Origin of the sequence: Microcoleus sp. F10-B2 (assembly GCF_036704965.1) — a bacterium.
Lineage (GTDB): Bacteria > Cyanobacteriota > Cyanobacteriia > Cyanobacteriales > Microcoleaceae > Microcoleus.
This window is the reverse complement of the sequence record NZ_JAUBTB010000023.1, coordinates 37,186-62,607: the sequence shown is the minus strand read 5'-3', so window position 1 is coordinate 62,607 and position 25,422 is coordinate 37,186. Positions and strand designations below refer to the sequence as shown.

Annotated in this window: 18 protein-coding genes; 7 read left to right on the top strand and 11 right to left on the bottom strand. The window is 46.8% G+C overall.

Translation table 11 applies throughout. The annotated features are described in order from the left end of the window. Positions 1-49: 49 nt before the first annotated feature. On the bottom strand, positions 50-307 hold the full coding sequence (locus tag QUA99_RS11595) for a hypothetical protein (protein ID WP_333236823.1): 258 nt from the start codon (positions 305-307) through the stop codon (positions 50-52). Positions 308-397: 90 nt separating this feature from the next. Here QUA99_RS11595 and QUA99_RS11590 point away from each other — a divergent pair, with 90 nt between their 5' ends. Continuing rightward, the gene (locus tag QUA99_RS11590) at positions 398-2,488 is read left to right on the top strand and encodes an iron uptake porin (protein WP_333236822.1); all 2,091 of its coding nucleotides are present in this window, start codon (positions 398-400) and stop codon (positions 2,486-2,488) included. 494 nt (positions 2,489-2,982) lie between these two features. Here QUA99_RS11590 and QUA99_RS11585 read toward each other — a convergent pair whose 3' ends face one another. Together QUA99_RS11585 and QUA99_RS11580 are read right to left on the bottom strand one after the other, a co-directional pair. Further along, on the bottom strand, positions 2,983-4,746 hold the full coding sequence (locus QUA99_RS11585; RefSeq protein ID WP_333236819.1) for an NFACT RNA binding domain-containing protein: 1,764 nt from the start codon (positions 4,744-4,746) through the stop codon (positions 2,983-2,985). Positions 4,747-5,068: 322 nt separating this feature from the next. Further along, positions 5,069-6,646 carry an NAD(P)/FAD-dependent oxidoreductase gene (locus tag QUA99_RS11580; RefSeq protein WP_333236868.1) on the bottom strand — a complete coding sequence of 526 codons (1,578 nt, stop codon included), beginning with the start codon at positions 6,644-6,646 and terminating at the stop codon, positions 5,069-5,071. Between the two features lie 66 nt (positions 6,647-6,712). On the opposite strand from QUA99_RS11580, the gene QUA99_RS11575 reads away from it, so the two are divergent. After that, positions 6,713-7,300 (top strand): hypothetical protein, encoded by a 588-nt coding sequence (locus QUA99_RS11575; protein ID WP_333236817.1) that lies wholly within the window; start codon positions 6,713-6,715, stop codon positions 7,298-7,300. Positions 7,301-7,537: 237 nt separating this feature from the next. On the opposite strand, the gene QUA99_RS11570 is transcribed toward QUA99_RS11575, so the two are convergent. From QUA99_RS11570 to QUA99_RS11555, 4 genes are all read right to left on the bottom strand, one after another. Next, positions 7,538-10,603, bottom strand: a complete 3,066-nt coding sequence (locus QUA99_RS11570; protein ID WP_333236815.1) for a tetratricopeptide repeat protein — start codon at positions 10,601-10,603, stop codon at positions 7,538-7,540. 106 nt (positions 10,604-10,709) lie between these two features. Continuing rightward, entirely contained in the window at positions 10,710-11,129 is a 420-nt protein-coding gene (locus QUA99_RS11565) for a type II toxin-antitoxin system VapC family toxin (protein ID WP_333236814.1), read from the bottom strand. Then, complete coding sequence (locus tag QUA99_RS11560; protein ID WP_333236812.1) at positions 11,126-11,626, bottom strand: hypothetical protein; 501 nt, start codon at positions 11,624-11,626, stop codon at positions 11,126-11,128. The genes QUA99_RS11565 and QUA99_RS11560 overlap by 4 nt, the downstream gene beginning before the upstream one ends. 139 nt (positions 11,627-11,765) lie before the next feature. After that, on the bottom strand, positions 11,766-12,356 hold the full coding sequence (locus QUA99_RS11555; RefSeq protein WP_333236811.1) for a hypothetical protein: 591 nt from the start codon (positions 12,354-12,356) through the stop codon (positions 11,766-11,768). 83 nt (positions 12,357-12,439) lie between these two features. Between QUA99_RS11555 and QUA99_RS11550 the strand changes: the two genes are divergently transcribed. Beyond that, on the top strand, positions 12,440-13,330 hold the full coding sequence (locus QUA99_RS11550) for a hypothetical protein (RefSeq protein WP_333236809.1): 891 nt from the start codon (positions 12,440-12,442) through the stop codon (positions 13,328-13,330). Positions 13,331-13,427: 97 nt separating this feature from the next. Here QUA99_RS11550 and QUA99_RS11545 read toward each other — a convergent pair whose 3' ends face one another. Next, positions 13,428-13,880 (bottom strand): hypothetical protein, encoded by a 453-nt coding sequence (locus QUA99_RS11545; protein ID WP_333236807.1) that lies wholly within the window; start codon positions 13,878-13,880, stop codon positions 13,428-13,430. Positions 13,881-14,297: 417 nt separating this feature from the next. Here QUA99_RS11545 and glgP point away from each other — a divergent pair, with 417 nt between their 5' ends. Next, positions 14,298-16,856, top strand: coding sequence for an alpha-glucan family phosphorylase (gene glgP / locus QUA99_RS11540; protein ID WP_333236865.1), 2,559 nt, complete (start codon positions 14,298-14,300; stop codon positions 16,854-16,856). Between the two features lie 215 nt (positions 16,857-17,071). Here the strand turns inward: glgP and QUA99_RS11535 are convergent, their stop codons facing one another. The 3 genes from QUA99_RS11535 to QUA99_RS11525 form a co-directional block, all read right to left on the bottom strand. Then, on the bottom strand, positions 17,072-17,851 hold the full coding sequence (locus QUA99_RS11535) for a DUF429 domain-containing protein (RefSeq protein WP_333236805.1): 780 nt from the start codon (positions 17,849-17,851) through the stop codon (positions 17,072-17,074). Positions 17,852-17,899: 48 nt separating this feature from the next. Next, positions 17,900-18,049: a ribbon-helix-helix domain-containing protein gene (locus QUA99_RS11530; RefSeq protein ID WP_333236803.1), complete on the bottom strand. Its 150-nt coding sequence runs from the start codon at positions 18,047-18,049 to the stop codon at positions 17,900-17,902. Positions 18,050-18,139: 90 nt separating this feature from the next. Continuing rightward, positions 18,140-21,142: a PAS domain S-box protein gene (locus tag QUA99_RS11525; protein ID WP_333236801.1), complete on the bottom strand. Its 3,003-nt coding sequence runs from the start codon at positions 21,140-21,142 to the stop codon at positions 18,140-18,142. Positions 21,143-21,485: 343 nt separating this feature from the next. Between QUA99_RS11525 and QUA99_RS11520 the strand changes: the two genes are divergently transcribed. The 3 genes from QUA99_RS11520 (at position 21,486) to QUA99_RS11510 (ending at position 25,366) form a co-directional block, all read left to right on the top strand. Beyond that, positions 21,486-22,064: a hypothetical protein gene (locus tag QUA99_RS11520; protein ID WP_333236799.1), complete on the top strand. Its 579-nt coding sequence runs from the start codon at positions 21,486-21,488 to the stop codon at positions 22,062-22,064. 356 nt (positions 22,065-22,420) lie between these two features. Beyond that, positions 22,421-23,458, top strand: a complete 1,038-nt coding sequence (locus tag QUA99_RS11515; RefSeq protein ID WP_333236797.1) for a M20/M25/M40 family metallo-hydrolase — start codon at positions 22,421-22,423, stop codon at positions 23,456-23,458. A gap of 168 nt (positions 23,459-23,626) precedes the next feature. After that, a complete protein-coding gene (locus QUA99_RS11510) occupies positions 23,627-25,366 on the top strand; it encodes an ABC-ATPase domain-containing protein (RefSeq protein ID WP_333236795.1) in 1,740 nt (579 codons plus the stop codon). The last annotated feature ends 56 nt before the right edge of the window (positions 25,367-25,422 follow it).

Below are 25,422 nucleotides of genomic sequence, written 5' to 3'. Positions count from 1 at the left end.
GCGCCAGTTCTGTCAATATTAATCTTACCGAGGGATCGCTGACGCACCTTCAAGCCATCAACCGGGTTTCTAGGTAGGTATCTTCAAACTGAGATGTTGCACCATTCTCAATTACTTGTTTAGGAACAGGCTTTTCGGCCTGTTCCACAAAGATTGAATTTTCTCGCTTCACAGGCCGAAAAGCCTGTTCTTGAGAATGGTGCAAGATGTGAGTCAAACCAAGGATTTTGGGAATAAACAGAGTTTTTGTCAAATCAGCCACAGCAAAACTGTACTCTTCGGCAGTGATTCCCCCGATTGTTGACAAGAAATACTATTAGGCGGAATACTGAAGGTGATTTGCGAGCGCCTAAGTCTGCAGAACGGGCGATCGGCTCAATTGTGGTGTGAGGAAAAAATGTCGAAATTTTTGTGGAAGGGACTTTTAGTTAGTCCCGCTGTATTGGCAGCAACTTTAGTCGTATCTTCGACGGCGCTAGCAGCAGAGCAACCTGTAGAAATTGCCGCGACAGGTCAAGCTCATCAATTGCAGTTACCCGGTGCTGCAACCGAGGCTGCCAAGTCTGAGACGGCAGCGGTTACAGCCGAACCAGCCCCACTAGCCAGCAACTTGACTGTTGAGACTATTGAAAAAGAAACTGCGAACCTCTACGAGGGCTTGGCTAACGAGCCCATCGCCCCAGTTGCCGAACAGGCAAAAGCACCTGAAAACGAAGTTGCAGCAGATTTAAGCGAAACCAAATCCGCAGTCGCGCCCGCAAACTTAAGTGCCCAACAACCTGTCGCAGAGCAAATCCCCGCAGTCGCGCCCGTAAACTTAAGCGAAACGCAACCCGCCGTTGCACCCGCTAATTTAAACGCAGAAAAACCGGTCGCGCAACCCGAGCAAATTTCCCAATCGACCGATCCAAATGCCCAACCTCAAGCACAGTCGAATGTTTTAGAACAAATCAACCAATACAGCGCAGAAGACAGCAGCAGCGAAGATGCGGCCGGCCAAGTAACTTCTGTTTCGCAACTTTCCGACGTTCGACCCACCGATTGGGCTTTTCAAGCTTTGCAATCCCTAGTAGAGCGCTACGGTTGTATAGCTGGCTATCCTGACGGCACTTTCCGAGGCAACCGCGCCATGACTCGCTACGAGTTTGCTGCCGGTTTAAATGCGTGTTTGGATAAAGTTAGCGAACTGATTCAAGGCGGTTCGAGAAATCTGGCGACGCGAGAAGATTTGGCTTCTGTGCAAAGGTTGCAAGAAGAATTTGCGGCGGAATTGGCAACTTTGCGCGGCCGAGTCGATGTTTTGGAAGCGCGCGCCTCTGAATTAGAAGCAAATCAGTTTTCAACTACAACTAAACTCAACGGCGAAGTAATATTTGCTTTGACGGGTATCGCCGGAGGAGAGGATGCTAACGGCGAGAAAGCTGATAAAACGACGGCTTTTGGCAGCAGGGTTCGTCTCAATTTTGACACCAGTTTTTCTGGAGAAGATTTGCTGAGAACTCGACTGCAAGTTTTGAATCTGGGTTCGTTTTCTACTAATAATACGAAAACCGCTGAAGGGGAATTGCGGTTTAATGCCGGGCCTTTTGGCGAGGCTAGCAATACTGTAGGTTTAGATGCGCTGCTTTACCAATTCCCTCTAGGCAAAAGCACTACTGTAATTCTAGAAGCCAACGCCGGCGCGGCTGACGATTTTACCAACACAGTCAACCCTTACTTTGACGGAGACGGCGGCAGCGGTGCTCTTTCTAACTTCGGTACTCGCAATCCGATTTACTATTTGACTGGCGGTTCTGGCATCGCTCTGCGGCATCAGTTTGGGGAAAAACTCGAACTGAGTTTGGGATATTTGGCCGGCAACGCCGCGAACCCGACGCGGGGTAACGGTTTGTTCAACGGTTCTTACGGCGGTTTGGCTCAGTTGACTTTCAAACCGAACGACAACATGGCTTTAGGTTTAACTTACGTTAATTCCTACAACTTTGTTACCGGTACCGGCAGCAATGCTTCTAATTTTCCGGTGCGTCTCGGTTCCTTCGGGCTCGACAGCGATAGCAATCTGCCAGTTTCTAGCAATTCCTACGGGGCGCAAGCTTCGTGGCGGTTGAACCGGAGATTTGCCATTGGCGGTTGGGCGGGTTACACCAACCAGCGCATTTTATCCAACTTGGCTACTCCTACCGGTTCTGTACAGCGGGGAGACCAAAAAATCTGGAACTGGGCAGTTACTTTGGCTTTTCCCGATTTGTTGAAAGAAGGAAATGTGGCGGGGATTCTGGTAGGTATGGAGCCGCGGGTGACGAGTTCTACTAATCGGACTTTGCCGGAAGATAAGGATACTTCGCTGCACGTGGAAGGTTTCTATCAGTTTAAGTTGAGCGACAATATTTCTGTCACTCCTGGTGTGATTTGGCTGACTGCTCCCGACCACAATAAGGATAATTCTGATTTGGTGATTGGGGTGATCAGAACGACGTTTACTTTCTAGGAGCGGGCCTTGGGGATTTTAGATTTTAGATTTTAGATTTTAGATTTTAGATTTTAGATTTTAGATTGGCGGTTTTAATCTAAAATCTAAAATCGCCAATCTAAAATCGGTGGGGGCTTGGGTTTAATTTTTAAACAGAAACGACCAGCTTTAGCAAAAGCTGGTCTGCAGAAATAGTTAAATCCGTTGTGTTCCCACAGTGTTTTTCTCACAGTGAGGAAACCCAAGTTGCACGTTTCTTTGCAAAGGGTTCTAAAAGAAATATCATCTCTCTTAAGGGGTATTATAACAACAAAATTTAATTTTATGTAATAAAACTTTACATTACAGACGCATTTTAATTTTTAGGACGATCGCACTCCCGGTCACTTTGTATAATCAAAGCGGGCTTCAAAAACCCGGTTTCTGCGTAGGTTTATCGCTACCAAACCGATTCTTTTGCCTAAAAAACAAGTTTCGATTGCCGATCGACCACTTGACTCACTTTGTATAAGTCAAGCCGGAGCTTGCTGCGGTCTGCCCCAGACAATTCGCTCCTGCTTGTATACAACCATACCCGGTTTCGCGCCTTTCGGCTTGTATACATATTTCGGTTCTGTATAAACCACGGGGACTTGTTCGCTGTGGCGGGCGCGACTGTAGTAAGCAGTCATGTCGGCCGCAAATTGCAAATCAGTTTCTTCAGCCACAGTACCGGGTTTCAGACGCAGCAAAGCGTGACTTCCGGGAATCTCTAGGGTGTGGAACCACAAGTCGTAGTCGTTGGCGGTGCGAAAAGTGAGTTGGTCGTTTTGGCGGTTGTTGCGCCCGATTAACAATTCAAAGCCGCTGGGGGTTTGGTAGCGGTGAAATTCGATCGCAGCATTTTTGTCGGTACTGCGGTAATCTGGTACGTCTAGATATTTTTGCTGGATCAGTTCTTCGCGGATTTCAGCGAGGGTTTGCAAATCTTGGGTGTTGCGGTAGGTTTCTAATACCGAAAGTGCGACTTCAACTTGTTCTAAATAGTCGATTTCTTCCTGTACGGCGGCTAACAAAGGTTCTACTGCAATGCGAGCTCTTTTAAGTTTTTGGTGTTTTTTGTAGAGGGCTTGAGCGTTTAGAACGGCGTTTTTTTCCGGGTTTAGGGGAATGATAACTGGTTTTTCGGTTTCAAAGTCGGGGAGAGAAATTGATTTCATTCCCGGTTCCCAATGCTGCAAGTTTGCCATCAGCAAGTCGGCTTGGGATTTGTGGGTGTCGGCGTCTGCCGATTGCTGCAAGCGTTCTTTAAATGTGTTGGCTTTGAGGCGCAGTTTTGCCAGGACGTTGTTGAGTTTTTGGGTAAGCTGATGCCGCAGTTGGGCGAATACTTCTTGATTGATTTCCCCTGTGTAGTAGCTGTTAAGTATTTCTTGAACGGAAGAGATGGAAGAATCAGAGGGCGGACACGGGGGCATCGCCCCTACATTGTGATTTTCTGGTGCGGGCCAATCGATGACGGTGTAGCCTTCGGGGGTAAAACTCGGGTGAAATTTCGAGTTTTCTAGGCATTGCAGCCAGTATAGCCAGCGCTGGAATAGTTGCTGCCATTGGTCGGGATTGAGGCTGTCGGTGGATTGTTCGGGGTCTAAGGAAGCCGATCGAATCATTGACAAAACTAAGGATTTACTCATCCCTCGGTAATTCTTCAACAGATTGCCCTTTAATTGCCCAGGAACCAGGCTAATTCGCGATTGCCAGCGGTTTTGAGATTCGCTCAGACTCGGCACTGCATCGGTCAAAGACGGGGGCATTTCGTAGGGTTGCCCGGTTTGGATGGGGCGGACGGTGGACTGTTTGGCGCTGACTTGGTGGGCGCAGGTGACAACGAGGTTGTCTTGGGCAGTGAGGATGACGTTGCTGTACTTGCCCATGATTTCGGCGTAGAGGTGCCAGAGGGCTGGTTCTCCGGGGCGTTTGGCGAATTGCAAGTCGATGACTCTTTCCCAGGATGCAACGGGGGCGATGGAAACTAAGGCTAAACCGCTGAGTTGGTGCCGCAGTTGTTCGCTGAAGGTGAAGGTGTCGGGAATGCGGGGCGGGGGGTCGCCGACGCAGATGCGGGCGGCCACAGGATGCCAGGAAAGGTCTATCCAGCCGCGCCCTTTCATGGTGCGGAGGGCCAGGGACACGGTGAAGCGATCGCGCTGGTAGACTTGTTCTAAGCGCGCTGGCAGCCATTGGGCTCGCAGTTCGCTGCAAGCTGCGGTTAAAGTTGTAAAGTCTACGGGTTGCACGGTATTCTCAGGGCGATCGAACTATCTATTTCTATGCTGACAGATATCGGTCACATTTTACTAATTATATAAAATTATTGTTTACTCTTGCTTTCCGTCCTTCCCTAGGAAAGCTCTTCCATAATTTCGTTAACAAATAACAAATAACTAATAGACATCTCCTAAAAAGCAGGTTTTGAACAGGCAGGGTAACTGTTCCACAAGAATTATGGCAGATATCTAATAATATCAATTCCGGCTGCGCCGAAATGATATCATTAGTCATTAGTCATTAGTCATTAGTCAACAAGCACGGACGGTGCAACCGGAATCGATATAACAACTAACTAATAACTTCCCGAATCAATTGCAAATGTTTGTACAAAGGTGCGATCGTATTGGCTGCGATCGCCCCGCTAGCAGCAACAGCCGGCAAACCAATTCCCGGAAATGTCGAATCTCCGCAGCAAAACAGCCCCGCTAAAGGTGTTGTCGGTCCGGGAAACAAGCCGCTACCAGCCCGAATTCCGGGCCCGTAGGAACCGCGATGGCGGCGCAAAAACCGTTCGTGGGTGAGGGGTGTCCCGACTAAGGTGACTTCGCAGCGCGATCGAATATCGGGGATAATTCTCTCTAAGGCTTCCCACATTACCTCGGCGCGCGCTTGTTTTTGCAGCTTGTACTCTTCGCTGGTGCGATTCCCTACGGGATAGCTTCGCTTCACGAGCTTTTGCCACAAATCGTAAGGCTCGTTTCCGGGCGTATATGCGTGAATGACGTGCTTTCCCGGAGGCGCTAGGTGGGGGTCGAGGAGGGAGGGAATCGAGACGAGAACGACGTTCTGAGGGGCCGAAACGCCCATTTCCCAGTCTTTGACGAAGATGTAGTGACAAGCCAAGTCCGATCGCACTCCGGCTGCATCAATTCCCAGATGCAGGTGCATGAAGCTGTCGCACTCGGGCGTCGCCTGTCGCTGTTGCCGAAACCTTTGGGGGACTGAGGTTTCAGGTAACAGTTTCAGCGTATCCCAAACGGAAGCGTTGGAGACGACGGCTTTGTGCGATCGAATAATTTTGCCCGCACGCAGCCGCACGCCCGCAGCCCGGTTGTTTTCCACCAAAACTTCTGCAACGTGGGAATTTAGCAGCAACTGCCCTCCGTGGCGCTCTAAACCGCGTACCAGGGCGTTTACCAAAGCTGCACTACCGCCGGTCGGATAGTCCAAAACTGCATTGGGGCGATACCAGTCGGCGAACATGAAAGCGACTTCGGCTGCGATCGTGCCGTCTGCAGGAAGTCCAGACAGCAGGAAACACAACAAATTCAGCCAATTTCGGACAAAGGGATCTTTGACATTTTTGTCCATTATTTTGCTGAAAGGGCCTGCAAGTGCGATCGCGTCGCCAGCACTTTGCAGGAAAGCCGGCGCAAATTTGCCGAGGGTAAAAACAGCGCCCAAATCGAAGCGCAAAGCCAGGGAGGGCAAGGCTGTGGCAGCTTTGGCGTAGGGTTCCATGATGCGCTGGAGTTGCCGCCATTCGGCGACTGCTGCGGCGCCGCGCAGTTGTGCGAGCACTTCGGCAAATTGACTCGCACCGACGGATGTGTCGAAATCGCCTTCTGGCAAACAGCAACCCCAGGTATCGTAGGTGATGCAGGGGAGTTTTTCGCCGATCGCATCCAAAACTTGCCGCAGGGGATTGGCCGACGGGCTGTAGGATAATCCTGAGTACAGGGAGGGCCCGGAGTCGAAGCTAAATCCGTCGCGTTCAAAACCGTGTGCGGCCCCGCCCGCGATCGAATGGCTTTCGCAGACAATCACGTCAAAGCCATAGCGGGCGAGCATTGCAGCGCAAGTCAAGCCGCCTATTCCGCTGCCGATGACGATGATTTCTGTGTCTGTGGGGGCGATCGCAACCATGTTTTTCTCCGCTACATCAGCTAATATTATCTCTGTTACCAACAATAAAACTGGTTTGTATATTAAATGGAAAATATATCTATTCTCGAACAAGCCGCTAAATCTAATTCTAAACCATCTTCCAACGCCGTAGTTGCCGCCCTCCTAGAAGCTGAGAAAAGCGCGAAAAAAACTAAAACTCGCTATTCCTTCGAGCAATTAATCGGCAACTGGCAACTCTGCTTTATCACCGGCACCAAAAAGACTCGACAAAAAGCGGGAATTGTCTTGGGTGCGGGACGTTATATCCCTGAGTGGATTGCGAAAATTCAAATTGCTTATTTGGCGGAACCTGTTGTTGAAGGGGAAGCGCCTAGCGAAACCGGCAGGGTGGAAAATTCGGTGCAAGTTGGGGCGATCGTACTAACTCTTTCCGGGCCGACTAAGTTTTTGGTTAATAAAAATATTTTAGCTTTTGATTTTACCAGAATTACGGTGAAATTGTTGGGTAAAACTGTGTATCAAGGATTTATTCGCGGTGGAGAAGCGCGGGAGGCGGAATTTTTTAGTTTGAGTGTGGGGAAGCAGGCATTTTTTGCATATTTTCTGGTAGAAGATGGGATAATTGCGGCTAGGGGAAGAGGTGGCGGGTTGGCTTTGTGGGGGAGAGTTTAGCTGGAAATGTGCGATCGGGGGACAACAGTATTTATTCTGTATCTCTCGTTTATATCGAAGTCTAGATCCCCCTAAATCCCCCTTAAGAAGGGGGACTTTGAATGCTCTTATCCCTTAAGAAAGGGGACTTTGAATGCTCTTGTCCCCCCCTTCTTAAGGGGGGCTAGGGGGGATCAGTTTTAATCCCCGCCGGACTGCGGATTTGACCTGGTTGTTGACAACAATCTACTACCCATCCTACCGCGCATCGCCAATTAAAATAAACGGCGACCAATAAAACGGATGCCGCTGGATTTGACTCAACTTAGCTTGCCGCAAAGCTTCATTTTTACTCATCCCTTTATTGATATTTTGATAAAATTGAACCATTAAATCTTTAGTAGCTGAATCATCAACACTCCACAAACTCGCCATCACAGCTTGTGCACCCGCACGCTCAAATACATAAGCAACTCCCGATATTTCTTCACCGTTAGAATTGGCTTGCATAGCAGTTTGACACGCGCTTAAGGTGAGGAGTCTGGTGTTTTGCAATCCTAATAAGGCGGCATCGCGAATATTGAATTGGCTGTCAGCAAATAGCAGTGTATTTTCCTCCATGCCCAATTGTTGACAGCCTCCCTGTTGGAAACAGCCGTGAGTTGCTAGGTGCAAAAAGGGAAATCGGGAGGCTTGGGTTTTGAATTGATCGAGGGTGGCGGCATTGCCGATATAGGCGGAACTTCCGGGCAATAATTGAGCGATATTTTTAACTTCGGCTTCGCTTCCGGGTAGATTTTGCGGATTGCGGGGGACGGGATTTCCTAATGCTAAGATGCCGCCTTGTAATGTGGAAGCGGGAATTGACCTGGTTGAAATGCGGGTGAGATTGTTGACGGGATATTTCTGGATGAGGAATTCATCGGTTTGTTCGTCATACAGGGTTTCAAAGGGGATGTAGCGCAGTTTTCCCGTAGCGATGATGCTCAATTGTTTGGGGGAGAATGCCTTGATTTGGTCTTCTACTGGCCGGATGAGGATGTCGTAGAGTTTGCTGCCAGTTACGGTGACGTTGGGGTCGCCAGTATTTTGCAGTTGTTCGCGGTATTGAGTGAGGAGTTTGTCGAATTCTGCGGGGTTTATAGGAATTATTTTAACACTTAAACTATCTTTTGTCAAGACAAATAGGGCGATCGTATTGGGAACATTTTTGATATTTGTCAGCAAGACGGGTTGAATGACTACGGTATCTGCTGCGATACTTGCTTTCAGTTGGGCGATGTCTTTGGGTGTGGTTTCAAATAGTTCGGCGACTTCTGGGAAACTGCGGGAGATTTGTTCTGCTTGGCGGTTGACTTGTGTTTCTAAGTCGCGCATTTGTCGGGAGAGATTTTCTGAGAATTTGTCTTGGAGTTGGCGGCGGAGGTATTGCAGTTGTTGATTTTTTTGATTCCACTCGTCTATTGCTTTTTGTGCTTCGGGGTTTGCGACTTTGGCGTTGATGAGGCGGGTGTAGTCGGCGAGATCGGCTGTGGTGGCGATGTTGACCCATTGAAAAGCGCGATCGGGTTGGTTTTGGTCGATGAGGATATCAACAAGTGCAACGGCGCTTCCTCTTTCACCTTCTAAAAACTTTTGACGATTTTCTCGCTGTAAACCACTCCGCATTTCTAGGGTAATATTGAGGGATTGCTCCAATTTTTCGATGGATTGAGTCGGTTGCTTAGTATCTCGGTAAACGACACCAATATTACTCAAAGTAGCAGCTTCCCCAGAGCGATCGCCTACTTCCCGCCTAATTGGTAAAGCTTGGTTAAAGTATTTCAATGCCTCTTGTGGTTGAGAAATGGTGTTGTAGACTGAACCGATATTAGTCAAAGTAGTAGCTTCCCCAGAGCGATAGCCCACTGACTGCGTAATTAGTAAAGCTTGGTTATAGTATTTCAATGCTTCTTGCGGTTGAGAAATGCTGTGGTAGACTGAACCAATATTATTCAAAGTAGTAGCAACGCCTGCTAAATTGCTAACTTCACGCATAATTGGTAAAGCTTGGTTATAGTATTTCAATGCTTCTTGCGGTTGGGAAATGTTATCGTAGACCAAACCAATATTATTCAAAGTAGCAGCAACGCCTGCTCGATTGCCCACTTCACGCATAATTGGCAAAGCTTGGTTAAAGTATGTCAATGCCTCTTGGGGTTGGGAAATGCTATCGTAGACTGAACCAATATTATTCAAAGTAGCAGCTTCTCCTCTGGGATCACCCACTTCCCGGATAATGGGTAAAGCTTGGTTATAGTATGTCAATGCCTCTTGGGGTTGGGAAATGCGATGGTAGACTGAACCAATATTATTCAAATTAGCAGCTTCCCCCGCACGATCGCCAACTTTCCGGCTAATTGGCAAAGCTTGGTTATAGTATTTCAATGCCTCTTGTGGTTGAGAAATGCTTTTGTAAACTGCACCGATATTATTCAAAGTAGTAGCTTCTCCAGCGCGATTGCCGATTTCCTGCATAATTGGTAAAGCTTGGTTATAGTATTTTAATGCCTCTTGTGGTTGAGAAATGCTTTCGTAAACTACACCGATATTATTCAAAATACCAGCAACACCATATCGATCGCCGATTTCCCGCATAAGTGGCAAAGCTTGGTTATAGTATTTCAATGCCTCTTGTGGTTGAGAAATGCTTTCGTAAACTGCACCGATATTATTTACAGTAGTAGCTTCTCCAGAGCGATTGCCCAGTCCCTGCATAATTGGTAAAGCTTGGTTATAGTATTTCAATGCTTCTTGTGGTTGAGAGAGTCTTTTGTAGACTGAAGCAATATTATTCAAATTAGCAGCTTCCCACACGCGATCGCCAACTTCACGCATAATTGGTAAAGCTTGGTTATAGTATTTTAATGCTTCTTGCGGTTGAGAGATGTTGTCGTAAACTCTACCAATATAATTCAAAGTAATAGATTCCCAACTACGATTGCCCACTTTTTGATAAATGACAAGTGCTTGGTTACAATACTCTAATGCTGGCTGGGGCTGACCAATCTTATCATAGTTTATACCTAGTCCTAAAAGAGCCAATGCTTCATTTTCTGGGTTTTGAAGTTGTCGTGCAATGGCTAGAATTTGCTGAAACGTTTCGATCGCTTGTCGGTGGTTTTCTTGTTGTTGCTGTTGTACTGCTTGCTGTATAAGTGTCTCTATTTCTTCATCTCGTGAATCTTGACTTTGCGCCCAACTCGGCTGAACCATCATCGGCACAGTCAGAGGAGTCAGACACGCACCCAAAACCAAAACACTGCTGATAAATCGTTTCATCATTTTTATAATTCACCAAATTTGATTAATAGGATAGGCATCAAACGCAGAATTTTTACTCAATATCGGTATCCCTTCCACCATTGCTTGTGCGATGATCCAGCGATATTTAGACATACCAATTTTCTATTTTTAAATCTAAAGAATCTGCAAAATCAGACACATTATTCGTTACAAGTATCAAGTCGTTAACTTTAGCAATTGCCGCAATTTGACTATCTGCAAATGAAGGTGTCTTGCCAATACTAGCTAAACGCGCTCTTTCTGTCCCGTGCCAAAGGGCAGCATTAACATCATAAGACAGCATAGGAATTTGAGGTTTAACCACCTCGTTGAGATACTTTTCTAGGTTTCGACGTTTTTTTGATTCAGAAAGTCGTTTACACCCGAAAAGAAGTTCATGAAATACGACAGTTGCTGTCGCAATTTCCTGTTTGTGCCGCTCTAACATTTCCACTACATTTTGATTTGGTATTGGTCGAATCGGTTCTGAAAGTACGTTAGTATCTAATAAAAATCGCAAACTCACAAAATAACCTCGCGCCCTGGTGATAAATCTCTGACTCCCTCAAAAACTTCAGGCTCAATTCCTTCTTCTTCTAAATTGTTTTCTTGACGAAACTTTTGAAGCGCTTCCCAAAAATTCTGAGGTCGATCGATATGCCGTTCTTTCTCGATTCTGGCAATAATTCCAGCTAGTTCGGTTGGTAAGTTAGTCAATTCCTTAGCTTTTTCAAGCAGGCGATCGACCAGCGGCGATGGCAACAACTCCAGTGGCTCCTCAAATTCATCAGAAGTTGTAATTAGTCCTCGTTCGCTCCCAAATCTGCTGCGTTTAGGCGAAGCTTCTGCAACTTTATCTAAAGTTTCTGGTTCAATTTCTGGTTTGATGCCTTGAATGTGAATTGGTTGAGATTGCATCCTTTGTCTGAGATAAATTGCGGCTATTAGGTCAGACCAGGTAAAGTTTTCAGGCAACTTATCAATTAAGCTGCGGGCTTCTTCTTTGATATTGATGGTTTCCATCGGTTTTAGTAAAGAGAGTTTGTATTTTAATTCTACAGGGTTTACACACTCCGACCAAAGAAACCGGGTTTTTTACGGAATCTGCGCGCTGCACGAAATATTTTCGTAAAAAAACCCGGTTTCTGACCTCCCGACGGACTCAATACGGAGTCGCTGCAATTGTCATCGTCTTTTTCTGCACATCAAATTGCATTTCATCCACGAAAAATTGCCGGTCTTTCGATACTCCCAAAATCCCCCGCAATTGCGCCCGATTCACGACAGGCGGCCCCAATTTCACCACAGCTTGACCTTTAACAGCATCTTTCAGCTCAAAAGCACTTATGGGAATGCCATTCCATTTGGCTTGAGTGCTAGTGGCTGGCGGGAGCTCGCCCCGAATAAGTTGCACCCCATTACTGCGATAAACTACCGCACTTTTGGAAAACACGATTTTATCAATTTGACCCAACGGGATCGATCGCTTTTCTTGTCCTAGCTGTATCCATAATTGTTGCACTTTCTCGTCAATCTGCACAACTCGACCGTCTCTTTTTCCGCCCCCTTTCATCACAATTTCCGCTTGCGTCGGCAACGCTACGGGTATCGGCTGACTAGCGTTAGCCTGTGCTTGTACGGATGGCAAATTCTGTTTCTGGACTTCCTGACTGGCCGCATTAACTTGTGCAGCCATACCCGCTGTTACCGTAAAAAGTGCTACAACTAGAAAAGAAAGTGTTCTGCGTTTCATCGTCCCCTAGACCCCCTTCAAGGATAAGCGTTACCCGTGCTACTGTCCTAAAATTGTACTCCACATCCCTTGAAGGTGATTCCGTGACCGCTTCTCCCCAACCTACTCCCGAATCGAATATTTTAGGCAACTTTGCCAGTGTTGTTGGCTTGCTTGGTGCCGCCCTGTTTTTCACCGGCTGGATTTATCGCTGGTCTTATTTTTCCTGCTTTCAGCTAAATGTAATTACCCTCGATTTACCAGTGGAATCGTTTTTCCTAGTACCGCTTCAGGTGTTTTTAGGTGATGGCCAGACAATCGTCAAAAGTGCGATCGCCCTTCTGCTGACAGCCCTGGCGATTTACCTCAGTTTGTGGCTGGTTAATAGTATAAACAAGACAGTTGCTGCTAAAATTAATCGCAGAGCTAGACGTTGGCGTTTCTCTGCTCGCAGAAGAAGATTAGGGTTGCTTCATCGCTTCCTGAAATCTTGGCAGCGATTTAATATCAATAGATATAACTCAATCAAATTATTGCGATCGCTCGTTGACGAAATTATCATCGTCGGTTGGGTATTGCTAGTGTTGTTTTGGTCAGCATACCACCAAGGTATTGCCGATGCCCGACGCGATGCCGGGGAAAATTCGTCTTTACCCGCCGTTGCCTTAATCGCCAAGCAAGACAACATTGCTTTAGGCAGAAAACTCGACGATCCAACACTCCGACTAGACCCCAAAGGATTTAAGGCGATCGGCGATGCAGGTTTATTTGCTGATTTGAGCAAAAGAGATTATACTGATATCAATAATCCCAAAGAACCTAGAATTTGGCGGTTGCTTTTGGAGAGAGGAAACTGGATTTATCTGTTTCCGGCTTTAACAAAAGAACAGCAAAAAGACCCGAAAGTTCGACCGCCAGTGATGGCTATTCAACAAAGTCAATCCGGCGATCAATTGTTAATTGTAAGTCCCGAAGCTTCTCAACAGTCTAAATAAAGTCGGCGCGGGTCGATCGTCAATACCCAAGAAACCGGGTTTTTTACTTAATCTGTGGACTACAACGAAAGATTTTCGTAAAAAACCCGGTTTCTGACTAGCGGCGCGTAAGTCCTATCCTGGTATCTTTAAAGAGCCGATCGCACACAACTTCAAACACACCCCCCGGAATAAACCGACACAAAGCCCTCCGCCGATCGTCCGCATCTTGGCGGTTGACAAAACGCGCAATTGTATAGTGCTCAGCATTCGGTAAAATTCGGACGATCGCCCAAGAATTGCGATCGCCCTGCTTTGACTTTTCAGGTGTTTTCGAGATCGAATTAGAGTTGAGTTCGATCGCGGGGCGATCGGCGATCGTCGGAGAATTTGCTTTTCTGAGAGAGTTCAGGTAGCGGGCGATCGTACTTCCTTTCAGATTCGCCCCGACGCGCAGAATCAGAAACACCGCAAAGCTTTCAATCTCTGGCCCAGTCATGCGCGCGCGATCGGCCTCAAAGTCCCCATCAGACGTAGCTGCCGATACCCGACAGCAGTTGCGTGATGCCAAAATTATTCAAAGCTTGTTGATAGCCACGGTTATAATCCTGGACGCACGATTGTTGAGAAACCGGGTTTTTTTTACGAAAAGACGGGTTGTAGACCGTAAATTCGATAAAAAACCAGGTTTCTAGGCCCGGATGCGTCCAGGACTGGGTTATATTCGTTTCCATAGCTCACAGGCATTGAGACATCTCATCTGGAAGTGCGAAAAGCCGTTTTAGGGGCGATCGGCATTTGCAGAGGGCGACCGCAGTTAAAAGCGTACCTGTGCTGGGGACACGGTACTGCTGTGTCTTTACGGATAGTCGATCGACTTGAGGAGCGCTCGCCCCCGCTTGTTAAAACTTAAAATAGTGTGCAGAATAACCGACTTGCGGCTAAAGACAGAGGAAAATATCGCTACCCTCATATAAATGCTTTGTCTATGCAGCCAATTCGCACATTTAACGTTTCGCCCTCGCTACCAGCAATTCTCGAACCCCTGCGCAAACTTGCCTACAACCTGCACTGGGATTGGAACGTCGATACCAAAGACCTCTTCCGCCGCCTCGATCGAGACCTGTGGGACTCCAGCAACCAAAACCCGGTGCTGATGCTCGGAACCATATCTCAAGAGCGACTGCAAGAAATGGCAGAAGACGAAGGCTTCATTGCCCAAATGAACCGAGCAGCCCAGCAGTTAGACGATTATCTCAAAAATCGCGCCTGGTACCGCAAACAGCGCGGCACCGAGCAGCAAGAATGCTACGCTTACTTTTCGATGGAATTTGGCTTAGTTAAAGCCCTACCGATCTATTCGGGCGGTTTGGGCGTACTCGCAGGCGACCACCTCAAATCAGCTAGTGATTTGGGCTTGCCCTTAGTCGGTGTCGGCCTGCTATACCAAGAAGGTTATTTTTCGCAGTATCTCAACGCCGACGGCTGGCAGCAAGAACGCTATCCGCTCAATGATTTCTACAATATGCCGCTGCACCCAGAACGCAATCCCGACGGTTCGGAATTGCGGATTGAGGTGGACTATCCCGGCCGCAAGGTGTATGCCCGGATTTGGCGGGTACAAGTGGGAACGGTTCCTTTGTACCTGATGGATACAAATATTGAACCTAACAGCCGCTACGACCAAGATATTACCGACCAACTGTATGGCGGTGATAAAACTCTGCGGATGCACCAAGAGATCATGTTGGGCATCGGCGGCGTGAAAATGCTCAAGGCATTAGGCTTGACTGTCACTGCTTACCACATGAATGAAGGTCACGCGGCTTTCATGGCTTTGGAACGCATACGGATGCTGATGGAGGAATATCACCTGAGTTTCGTAGAAGCGGAACAGGTGGTGGTTTCGAGCAGTATGTTTACGACTCACACGCCGGTACCTGCTGGATTTGACTTGTTCGAGCCGGATATGGTGATGCACTATCTGAGTCACTATCCCAAGATATTTGGCTTGTCGCAAGATGAGTTTTTAGGATTGGGCCGGGAGAACACTGGCGATTTGTCCGCACCTCTGAATATGGCAATTTTGGCAATTAAAATGTCGAGTTTTGTCAACGGGGTGGCGGCTTTGCACGGCGTGGTGTCGCGCCCGATGTTTCAAGGTTTGTGGCCGGGTTTGCCGCAGGAAGAAGTACCGATTACTTCGATTACCAACGGGGTACACGCTCGCAGTTGTGTGGCGAAGTCTACTCAGGAATTGTACGATCGATACCTCGGCCCGGAGTGGGAAATGACTCGCAAGGACGATCGTCTCTGGGATCGGATGTCATCGATTCCTGATGAGGAACTGTGGCGCAATCACGAACGCTGCAGATCGGAGTTGGTGGTGTTCGCACGGGAGTGGCTGCAAAAGACTTTGCGCGAGCGCGGTGCGGCCCAAACGGAAATCGAACACGCGCGGGAGGCTCTCGATCCGAAGGTGCTGACGATCGGGTTTGCCCGCCGCTTTGCTACTTACAAGCGGGCGACGCTGTTTTTGCGCGATGTCGATCGAATTATGCGGATCATGCGGGACAAAAACCGCCCCGTGCAGTTTGTGATTGCTGGGAAGGCTCACCCGATGGATATTCCGGGTAAGGAATTGATTCGGGATATCGTTCACTTCATCCGCGAACACGAAACGATGAGCTCAATGGTGTTTTTGCCGAACTACGACATTAACGTCGCTCGGATGATGGTGTCGGGCTGCGATGTGTGGCTGAATACGCCGCGCCGCCCCCGGGAGGCTTCGGGTACTTCGGGGATGAAGGCTTCGATGAACGGTTTGCCTAATCTCAGCATCCTCGACGGCTGGTGGGATGAGGCTGATTATGTTCGTACCGGTTGGCCGATCGGACATGGGGAGTTTTACGAAGATACTAAGTATCAGGATGAGGTCGAGGCGAATGCTTTGTACGACTTGATGGAAAAGGAAGTTGTACCGCTGTTTTACAACCGGGATGCTGATGGCATTCCCCGCGGTTGGACGGAGAAAATGAAGGATTCGATTCGCTTGAACTGTCCTTTCTTCAATACGGCTCGGATGGTGAAGGATTACGCGCGGCGGGCTTATTTCCCGGTGAGCGATCGCTTCCACACCATGACTTCGGATAATTGCGCTCCCGCCAAGGAGTTGTCTCATTGGAAGAAGCACGTTCTCGCGAAGTGGAAGGATATTAAGATTGAGGCTGTTGATATTTCCGAGGATAAGGAAGTTAAGGTCCATCAGTCGATCGCTGTTAAATCTCGCATTAATCTGATGGGATTAACGCCTGCGGACGTGCAAGTTGAACTTTATCAAGGTTCGGTTGATGCTAACGGAGATATTGTCGGTGGCGTGCCGGTGGTAATGGAGTATTTGGGAGAAGATTCTCAGAATGCTAGCCTTTATACGGCTGACATTACTTATACTTCTAGCGGCTTGCAAGGTTTGTCGTTGCGGGTTTTGCCGAAGCACGACAATCTCAGCAGTCCTTATGAAGCTGGCGTGATTCTCTGGGCACATTAGTCAGTAGTCATTAGTCAGTAAGCTGTCGCGCATTTAAATTGTATGTTCTCTGCGGGCGGGACGCCCACCCCACAAGACGGGGAATTGTTTTTTAACAGACAATTTAAATGTAGAACAGCTTAGTCATTAGTCATTAGTCATTAGTTAGGAGTCAGGAGTCAGGAGTCAGGAGAATAAAGGAATATTTTCCTAATTCTCCCCCTTTCCCACTCTCCTTATCGAGGTTGGGGAATGACTATGTAGCCGTTTGTGCGATCGCCCAATACCAAATTCTTCTCTATTCCCCAGTACCACCAGTGAGCACCTATATAAGCGCACAGCAAGGCATCTAGCTGGTCTTCTAAGGCTTTGAGGGTGGCAATACTGGTGGGGATTTCGGGGAGTTTTGAACCGCTCACAGGCAAGATGCCTGTGCCACAGCTCACAGGCAAGATGCCTGTGCCACAAGACAGATTTAGAGAGGGTTCAAGGCTCGGTAAAATATCTACAATATACTGGCAGAGTTTCATCAATTCTAGTTGACGTTCTGCCAGTTTTCCTTTTTTGTATTTGATGATTTTGTCTAATTTAAATAAGTTTATTGTGGCTGGATGGGGATAGACTTCTATTTGATATCTGCCTAGTTTTTGAGCTTCCATTATTGGTGCGTGGACAAATCCTCTGGCTTCTAAACAAAGGCCGAATTCTACGGTTTGTTGGGCGAAGGGGCGGGAAAGGTTGGCGGGATAGCAGCCTGCGTGGTAGCGCGCGAAGTGTTTGTGCGTGAGTTTGTCGGCGAGGCGCATTCCTGTTAGATTGGCGATGATTGTGGGCGCGTCTACGGCGATGATGGCTGGTTCGGTTGGGGAGACTTGGGTGTCGATCCAGGTGAGAATGTCGTTAGGAGATTGTTTGCGATCGCAATCTATTAATTGTAATTGATTGTTTTCCCAATTTAAGCAGCACAAGCCGCTTGCTCCTGAGCTCCAACCTAAGTCTATGCCGATAAATTTCATTGCTAACCTGGCTCAAATTTGATTTGGTTTATCATCAGATGGCGGGGACTATTTTGGTATTTGTTTTTGGAGTTCTCTGACAGCTTGTTCCAAAATGAATGCTGACAAGCCGGTGATTGAACGGCTTTGCTCATTTGCCCACTTTTGCAGTATGTCATAGATTCCTTCTGCTATAGAGGTTGATATGCGTTTAGCCATTTGAGGTTAAGAAGTTAATGTTGTTTATTTAAGCGGCTCTCCACGGTCGAGTATTTTAGACAATTTTGGCGAAAGTGCAGCACAATGATGCTATTGTGCTGCACTATGTATGCGCGCGACGATCGGGGGAAGCTGACAATCGTGCTGGGGGAAAAATAACGAGATCGCTGGGAGTTTTTTTCTCCCCTGATAGAGGGGGTAGCTAACCCCGATTTGGTATAAATTAAATTGCTGGAACTGCCTGGCCGGAAAGTTGGCGGCTATCCCCAAATCTGGTTGCCAAGCATCCTGCCAAGCTTGATTCTGAGTGCAGGCAGTTTCTAGCACCCCTTGGCTAATAGGTACAATTAGTCCCTTCTCTTCGGGGATGGGAATAAATGTAGCGGGAGCAACTAAACCTAATTCTGGAGAATGCGAGCGCAGCAGGGCTTCCATACCGGGGCTTTTCCAAGTAGTTATGTTGACTTTTGGCTGGTGGAAAAAATCAAATTTTCCTTGTTCTATATCCTCGTGCAGCCTGTTTTCTACTGTCAGCAACTGGCTGCTTCGGGGATTAATTGTTGAAGTATATAACTGATAATTGTTTCTTCCCATTTCTTTAGCACGGTACAAGGCGGCATCGGCATTTTTGACTAAAGCACCCGCATCTTCGCCGTCGTTTGGATAAAGGGCAATGCCGATGCTGCTGCTAACATGAAACGGCTGTCCTTCTAGTTGAAATGCTGGCTTTAAATTATCGAGTATTCTTTGAGCTGTTTTAACTGCATCTTCTAAGCAATTGATCTCGGGAAGCAGTACGGTAAATTCGTCGCCTCCCCAGCGGGCCACCGTATCAGTCGATCGCAAAGTATCGGTGATGCGTCCGGCAAAACCTTCTAACAGGCGATCGCCCGCAGCGTGACCTAGTGTATCATTAATCTTTTTGAATCTGTCCAAGTCTAAAAACATCACCGCTAGCATTTTTTTGGTTTTTTTAGCTTGTTTTAATGACACCAGCAGCCGCTCGTTAAAAAGAATCCGGTTCGGTAAACCTGTGAGTTGGTCGTAAACAGCTTGATAGCGAATAATTTCTTCAGCTTGCTTGCGCTGAGTAATGTCCATCATTGTGCCGAGCGCCCGCACTGCTTTGCCGCTTGCATTGCGGATGATGTGTCCGCGATCTAGTACAAAAACATATCCCCCGTCTGCATGGCGAAAGCTGTATTCCTCCGACCAACATTGAGCGTGTGAATTCATTGTTTCGTTGAAGCTTGACTTGACTCTTTCCCGTTCTTCTGGATGAATATTTAGCCACCATGATTCTAATTCTATCGTCTGAGTTTCGTTGAGTTTGTATCCAAAAAGTTTTTCAAACTCTTGGCTCAACCAATACTCATTTTTTAATAGGTCAAAATCCCATACCGCATCATTTGTCGCCCGCGTCAGCAGGTGAAAGCGTTCTTCGCTTTTGCGGAGTTTTTCTTCGGATTGCAGGCGTTCGGTTACATCTCGAAAGCTGAATACTCGACCAGTAATTTTGCCTCCCGTGCGCTGGGGTATGGAGTAGCGTTCCAAAATTCTGCCATCTTTAAACTCGATGAGATCGACACTTTCTGCTGCGGGGGAATCCGACAATTCTTTAGCGCGGTTGATAAATATTTCCGGGTATTTTAACTGGTTGATTCCGAACCCCAAAAATTGGTTGTTATCTCTCGAATCGAGCAGGAAATCCGGCAACTGCCACATTTCGGCAAACTTGCGGTTAAAGCTGAGAACTTTTCCTCCGCCGTCAACCGCGAGAATGCCGTCAGCAGTAGATTCAATGGTTGCTTGAAGCAACGAAAGAGATGTTTCTAATTCTAACTCTGCTAATTTGCGATCGCTGATATCAAACGCTGTGACTAATATTGACCCTTTTCTCTCAAATTTTATAAGATGTACAGTTGCTTCTATCCAGCGTGTTTCTCCGGTTTTCGTGAGAATTCTCACTTCATATCTTGAGCCTGCGCTTGAGCGCGGCTGGCTGGATTTGCCCCATTTTTTAACTGTTTCTCGAAAATCTGGATGAATTAAATCGTATAAATCCAACCCTAGCAATTCTTCGCGAGTATATCCAGTCACAGCTTCGGTGTGAGAATTGACATAGCGCAACTGTCTGCGGTGATATATTAATGCAGCAGCATTAACAGTTTCTATCAGTTGCCGAAACTTTTTTTCACTGCGCCGCAAATTTCTTTCAGCCCGCTTGCTGTACGTAATATCTTGTGATACGTACAACTTGCCACTGACCTCGCCTTTGCTGTCGCGAATAGTTGAAATAGAAAGCTGTACAATTATTTTTTTTCCCTGTTTGGAAAGGTAGACTTTTTCGACGCTGCGGACAGAACTTTCGGCTGTTAAATTGGCTAATTCTAACCCTGGTTCAGGTGATTCAGTTATCTGAAAAAGTTCCGCTACTGGTTTGCCTAACAACTCTTTTTGAGAGTATCCTAAAAGTTGACAGGTAGCTTGGTTTAACGACAGGATATGACCGCCCGGGGTGGTGGCAATTATCGAGACGTTCATTTCCTCGCAAATATCGAGGGCATATTCGGCAGTTTGCTGCAAATCTTGGGTCATGTTGGCAATAGTATTCCAAATATCCTCTTCTTTTGGATGCAACACTGTTTCGGCTTCTGGTAGCTTGTCATTCCCGGTTTCAGACTTCGCTTTGATTAATGCGATCGCCTGGGATAAAATATTTACTGTATTCGTTCCGATCGATAAGGAGATTACTACAGAAATAAAAGCCAGATAAGCACCGATTATTTTTAATCTAAAAGTACGCTCTTTTCCAGTAACTTCCTCAGATTGTATAAAATTTTCGCTCGGTAAATTTACTGACTCTAGGTGGGATAATTTATCCAAAAATAAGTTGGTGCTTGCAGGCGCAGGAGGGCGAGATGCCGATCGCAAATAGCTAAGTTTCTGAGGCGCTACCAAAATTGTCTCTACAGCCCGATTGCCGTCTCCCTCCCCTACAGTTGCCACCATTTTTTTTGCGTTGATGCAGCCTTCCCCACTAAAAATAGCAGCAGTTAAATATCCCAATATTAATCTATAGATGATTTTCATTTGCTCCGCTGCGTAATTTTAAATAGATTCTTGATTGGGTAAAAAATGTCAAATAAATAAGCATAGTTTCAGAAGTGATAAAAAAACTATCGCACCTTAATTTATGTTGATTTTTTAAATTAAATGCCCACCCATTCAGATTTTATGTTCGCCAGTAATTATAATTTTAATCTTAATTTAAACTGCGGCATCAGCCATTGTGCCACAAATTATGCGCCATTATGCCTAGACACCGGGTGGGAGCGCGCTAAAATTAGATAATTCCCGCAAGAAGGCGACCGGGATTTGTTATAAAAATAAACAATTAGCTTAAAATCGATGCAGAGGTCCACTAATTGAACCCATGAGTCAGACCATCCCAGAACTCCAAAAAGAAGTCCGCGCGCTGCAAGCAGAAGTTGCCACCCTGCAAGAGGCGCGGGAAAAACTTGGCTTACAGCGCTCAGAGTGCCGAGTGGCAGTCAGTTTTCCGAAGAATAATACTCCTGAAGCCATTGCCGAGTTCCACCAGCAAACTGCTGCTTTTGGGGAGCAGTGGTTGCAGCAAATCCAGGAGATTGACCGAGAGACTAAAATTATTGAAAAGCAACTGCAACAAAAACAGGCTGTACTCAATTACCAACAAGGTGAACTAGAAAAATTGCTGGCCGTACAGCACTGGCAAGAAGTAGAAAACCACGTTCAAACCGGGGAAAAACGCTTGCAAGCACAAGCTCGCAGAATCAATCAAGCAGCAGCGCAGCTAGAGGCAGAAATCCAAGCTTTAAAAGCACTGTACGACCAACTCAATCCGAGTTATTCCGAGTGGTTTCAACAACCAACTCAAATAGTTGAATTTTCTGCAAGAACTATTCCTTATGCTTTTCCCAGCAGCAGTGGCTTGATCTTGGAGAACAAGGAGATTGAGTGGGAAAAAAAGTAGTTTTTAGTTGTGAATGTTAAAGGTAAATTAGTAAGGTGAATATCGCCGTCGAATACTCGAATAAGCAAAACCCATTTGACGGCGACATTCAAAGATTTTTACCTGGTTGCTTAGGTAAAAAAAACACACAAAGCTGCCTCTGCCGCAGCTAATATTAAGATTTTTGAGTTTCATTTTTGGAAACAGGTTGATTTTGAAGTCGGGTATCAAGATAAAATCTAAAATCTAACAGTCATAGACAGATAAATCGGGTTGTACGAAAAGACTTCGTTGCAACCCTCCCTCCTGCTAAAAAAAACCGTTGATGAGAGTGAGGAGTGCGTAAGCCCTGTCTAAAATCTCAAATAGACTTACTGATGAAACAATTGATTTGGATAGCGCTATTTATTCTGGTTGCGGTGGCGGCTGTGGGTTGGCGTTCTGACTCGTGGCAGCGGTTGTCGGCTGTACCCGAAGTTTCGATCGATCGCAATATCCACACTTCTCAAAACCCTTCTCCCTTACCGCTTCCTGCTGCAAAAAATGCGGCCGGCGGGCCCCAAATTGACCCGTCTTTGTTGTGGAAACACGTCGAAACTTTAGCAGGAGAACGTGACGGAGAACGATCTCGCTCTTTTACTAGAGACTACATTTCCAAACAACTGCAAACATTAGGATTTTCCCCGGATTTGCAGTCGTTCGATCGCGGAATCAACGTCTTCGCCGAGAGAAAAGGTAGTGACTCAAACGCCGGTGCAATTTTAGTGGCAGCCCACTACGATACTGTACCAAACTCCCCAGGTGCTGACGACAATGCGACGGGAGTTGCTGTAGTTTTAGAAGTAGCAAGATTGCTGGGTTCTAGTGCCACACCTCGGACACTGCAAGTAGCTTTTTTCGACAGGGAAGAAATCGGACTTTTAGGCAGTTTAGCATTCACCGGTAGCGACGCGCGGTTAAAAAATTTGCAGGGTGCGATCGTCCTGGATATGGTAGGTTATGCCTGCCGCACGCCCGGATGCCAGCAATATCCCGAAGGATTGACAGCGCAACCTTTTCTAGAAGCATCGGGGGTAAAATCTCCCGACAAAGGCGAGTTTATCGCTGTGATTGGAGATGCGGAACATCCGCTGCTTTTGAAAAGTTTTGCGGAGTCGGCAAAAGCCGATTTGCCGCCGGTGGTGGCGCTGCCGGTTCCCCTGAAAGGGTTGCTGACTCCCGATGTTTTGCGGAGCGACCACGCCCCTTTCTGGTATAAAGGAATTGGTGCTGTGTTGGTGACGGATACTGCAAATTTGCGATCGCCCCACTATCACCAATCTAGCGATACATTAGCAACTATCGATCGACCTTTTTTCGCCGGTTCTGCTCAAATTGTTGTTAATGCTACGGCTAAATTACTGGAAATTCAATAATTGGTAATTGGGAATTGAGCATGGGGAATTGGGCATTGGGGATGGGGCATCGGGCATCGGGCATTGGGCATGATGACTGTTATTGATACTGCCAACAGCCAACTGACTACTGCCAACTGCCAACTGCCAACTAATGACTAATAACTAATGACTAATGACTAATAACCAATGACTAACAAAGAAAGCCTGCAACGGCATTTACTGCAACTAGACAATCGAGGCTACAAAGCCTACAAAGACATTCAAGGTAGTTACGACTTTTCAGAATTCACATTAATTATTGATTACGTGCAGGGAGATCCCTTTGCTTCTCCCAGTAAATTTAGAGTCAGAGTTCCCCCCAAAATTGCTCAAATTCCCCGCGAACTTTTCAACTCTCGCAGTCGAGAAATAGCCTTGCGAGATTACCTAACTCGCCAGTTTTACAAAGCCGCACACAGCATCAGCAGCAAACGCGGCACGGGGAAAAGCGGTATGATTGCAGTGACTCGCTTCGGACAAGAAGTTTTAGAGCGAACTTCCGCATTTATCATTTCCTCAAATACATCGAATCTTGAAAATTTAGGAGGAGTTGAACTGCGATTTGCCGTCGGACTTCCTGCGGGCGGACGCAGTATCTTAGGGCGACAAGCTGCTGAAATGCTGTGCGAAGATATCCCGGAAATTGTCAGTAAATCTCTGAAGTATGCTAACTTAAATGGTGCTGAATGTCGCCGTCACGTTGAAACTGTAGAAGATGCTGACTGGCTGCGGGAACAGTTAGCTCAAAACGGATTAGTTGCGTTTGTTGCTGACGGTTCTATTTTACCCCGCCGCAGTGGTGTTGACAACAGTCCTTTGTTAAATAATGCTGTGGCTTTTCAGTCGCCGCCGTCGTTAAAAGTTGAGTTTAATTGTCCGAATCGCGGTTTGATTTCCGGTATGGGTATTTCCGCTGGCATTACTTTGATTGTTGGCGGTGGCTATCACGGTAAATCTACTTTACTCAGGGCGATCGAGTTGGGAGTTTACAACCGAATTCCGGGAGACGGTCGGGAATTTGTGGTGGCTAATGCTGCGGCGGTTAAAATTAGAGCGGAAGATGGCAGAAGTGTGGCGGGAGTTGATATTTCACCTTTTATTAACCACTTGCCACAAGGTAGAGATACTGTACAATTTTATACTGAAAATGCGAGTGGCAGTACGTCGCAAGCTGCTAATATTATTGAGGCGTTGGAAGTGGGGAGAATGCCTGTTTTATTGGTGGATGAGGATACGGCGGCGACGAATTTTATGATTCGCGATCGCCGAATGCAGGAACTCATCGCTAAGGATAAGGAACCGATTACGCCCTTTATTGATAAAGTGAGACAATTGTATGCGGATTATGGCGTATCGGCTATTTTAGTAATGGGCGGAAGCGGCGATTATTTTGATGTGGCAGATACTGTGATTGCACTGGATAATTTTCAAGCATATAATGTGACGGAAAAAGCTAAAGAGATTGCTAAAAATTACTCGATTAGCCGTGCTGCTGAAGGGGGAGAAAATTTTGGTGAGATTACTCAAAGAGTGCCGATTCCTGCTAGTTTAGATCCGAGTCGGGGGGGGCGAGATGTGCGGGTGAAGGTGCGGGATGTTGATGAATTGGCTTTCGGAAATGAGGAGATTGATTTGGGTGCTGTTGAGCAAATTGTTGACAGCGGACAGTTAAGGGCGATCGCTGCGGCAATGGTTTATGCTAAGCAGCAATACATGGACGGAAAACGCACTTTGTCGGAAATCATAGATTTGGTGATGGCGGATATTGAGGCGCAGGGGATGGATATTTTATCGCCTTTTCCTGAAGGGGATTTTGCCATGTTTCGGCGGTTTGAATTGGCGGCGGCAATTAATCGGCTTCGCAGTTTGTCGGTTGTTGCTAAGTAGACTTGCTTAATATAAGTATTGTTGTCCTACTTTTGATATGCTGACAAAAGTGAGTG

Bases quoted from the DNA above. Each gene is read 5' to 3' on its own strand.
- QUA99_RS11555 (WP_333236811.1), bottom strand. From the start codon at position 12,356: ATGAAACGCAGAACACTTTCTTTTCTAGTTGTAGCACTTTTTACGGTA.
- QUA99_RS11525 (WP_333236801.1), bottom strand. From the start codon at position 21,142: ATGAAAATCATCTATAGATTAATATTGGGATATTTAACTGCTGCTATT.
- QUA99_RS11590 (WP_333236822.1), top strand. From the start codon at position 398: ATGTCGAAATTTTTGTGGAAGGGACTTTTAGTTAGTCCCGCTGTATTG.
- glgP (WP_333236865.1), top strand. From the start codon at position 14,298: ATGCAGCCAATTCGCACATTTAACGTTTCGCCCTCGCTACCAGCAATT.
- QUA99_RS11560 (WP_333236812.1), bottom strand. From the start codon at position 11,626: ATGGAAACCATCAATATCAAAGAAGAAGCCCGCAGCTTAATTGATAAG.
- QUA99_RS11580 (WP_333236868.1), bottom strand. From the start codon at position 6,646: ATGGTTGCGATCGCCCCCACAGACACAGAAATCATCGTCATCGGCAGC.
- QUA99_RS11515 (WP_333236797.1), top strand. From the start codon at position 22,421: ATGAAACAATTGATTTGGATAGCGCTATTTATTCTGGTTGCGGTGGCG.
- QUA99_RS11575 (WP_333236817.1), top strand. From the start codon at position 6,713: ATGGAAAATATATCTATTCTCGAACAAGCCGCTAAATCTAATTCTAAA.
- QUA99_RS11520 (WP_333236799.1), top strand. From the start codon at position 21,486: ATGAGTCAGACCATCCCAGAACTCCAAAAAGAAGTCCGCGCGCTGCAA.
- QUA99_RS11535 (WP_333236805.1), bottom strand. From the start codon at position 17,851: ATGAAATTTATCGGCATAGACTTAGGTTGGAGCTCAGGAGCAAGCGGC.
- QUA99_RS11570 (WP_333236815.1), bottom strand. From the start codon at position 10,603: ATGATGAAACGATTTATCAGCAGTGTTTTGGTTTTGGGTGCGTGTCTG.
- QUA99_RS11510 (WP_333236795.1), top strand. From the start codon at position 23,627: ATGACTAACAAAGAAAGCCTGCAACGGCATTTACTGCAACTAGACAAT.
- QUA99_RS11530 (WP_333236803.1), bottom strand. From the start codon at position 18,049: ATGGCTAAACGCATATCAACCTCTATAGCAGAAGGAATCTATGACATA.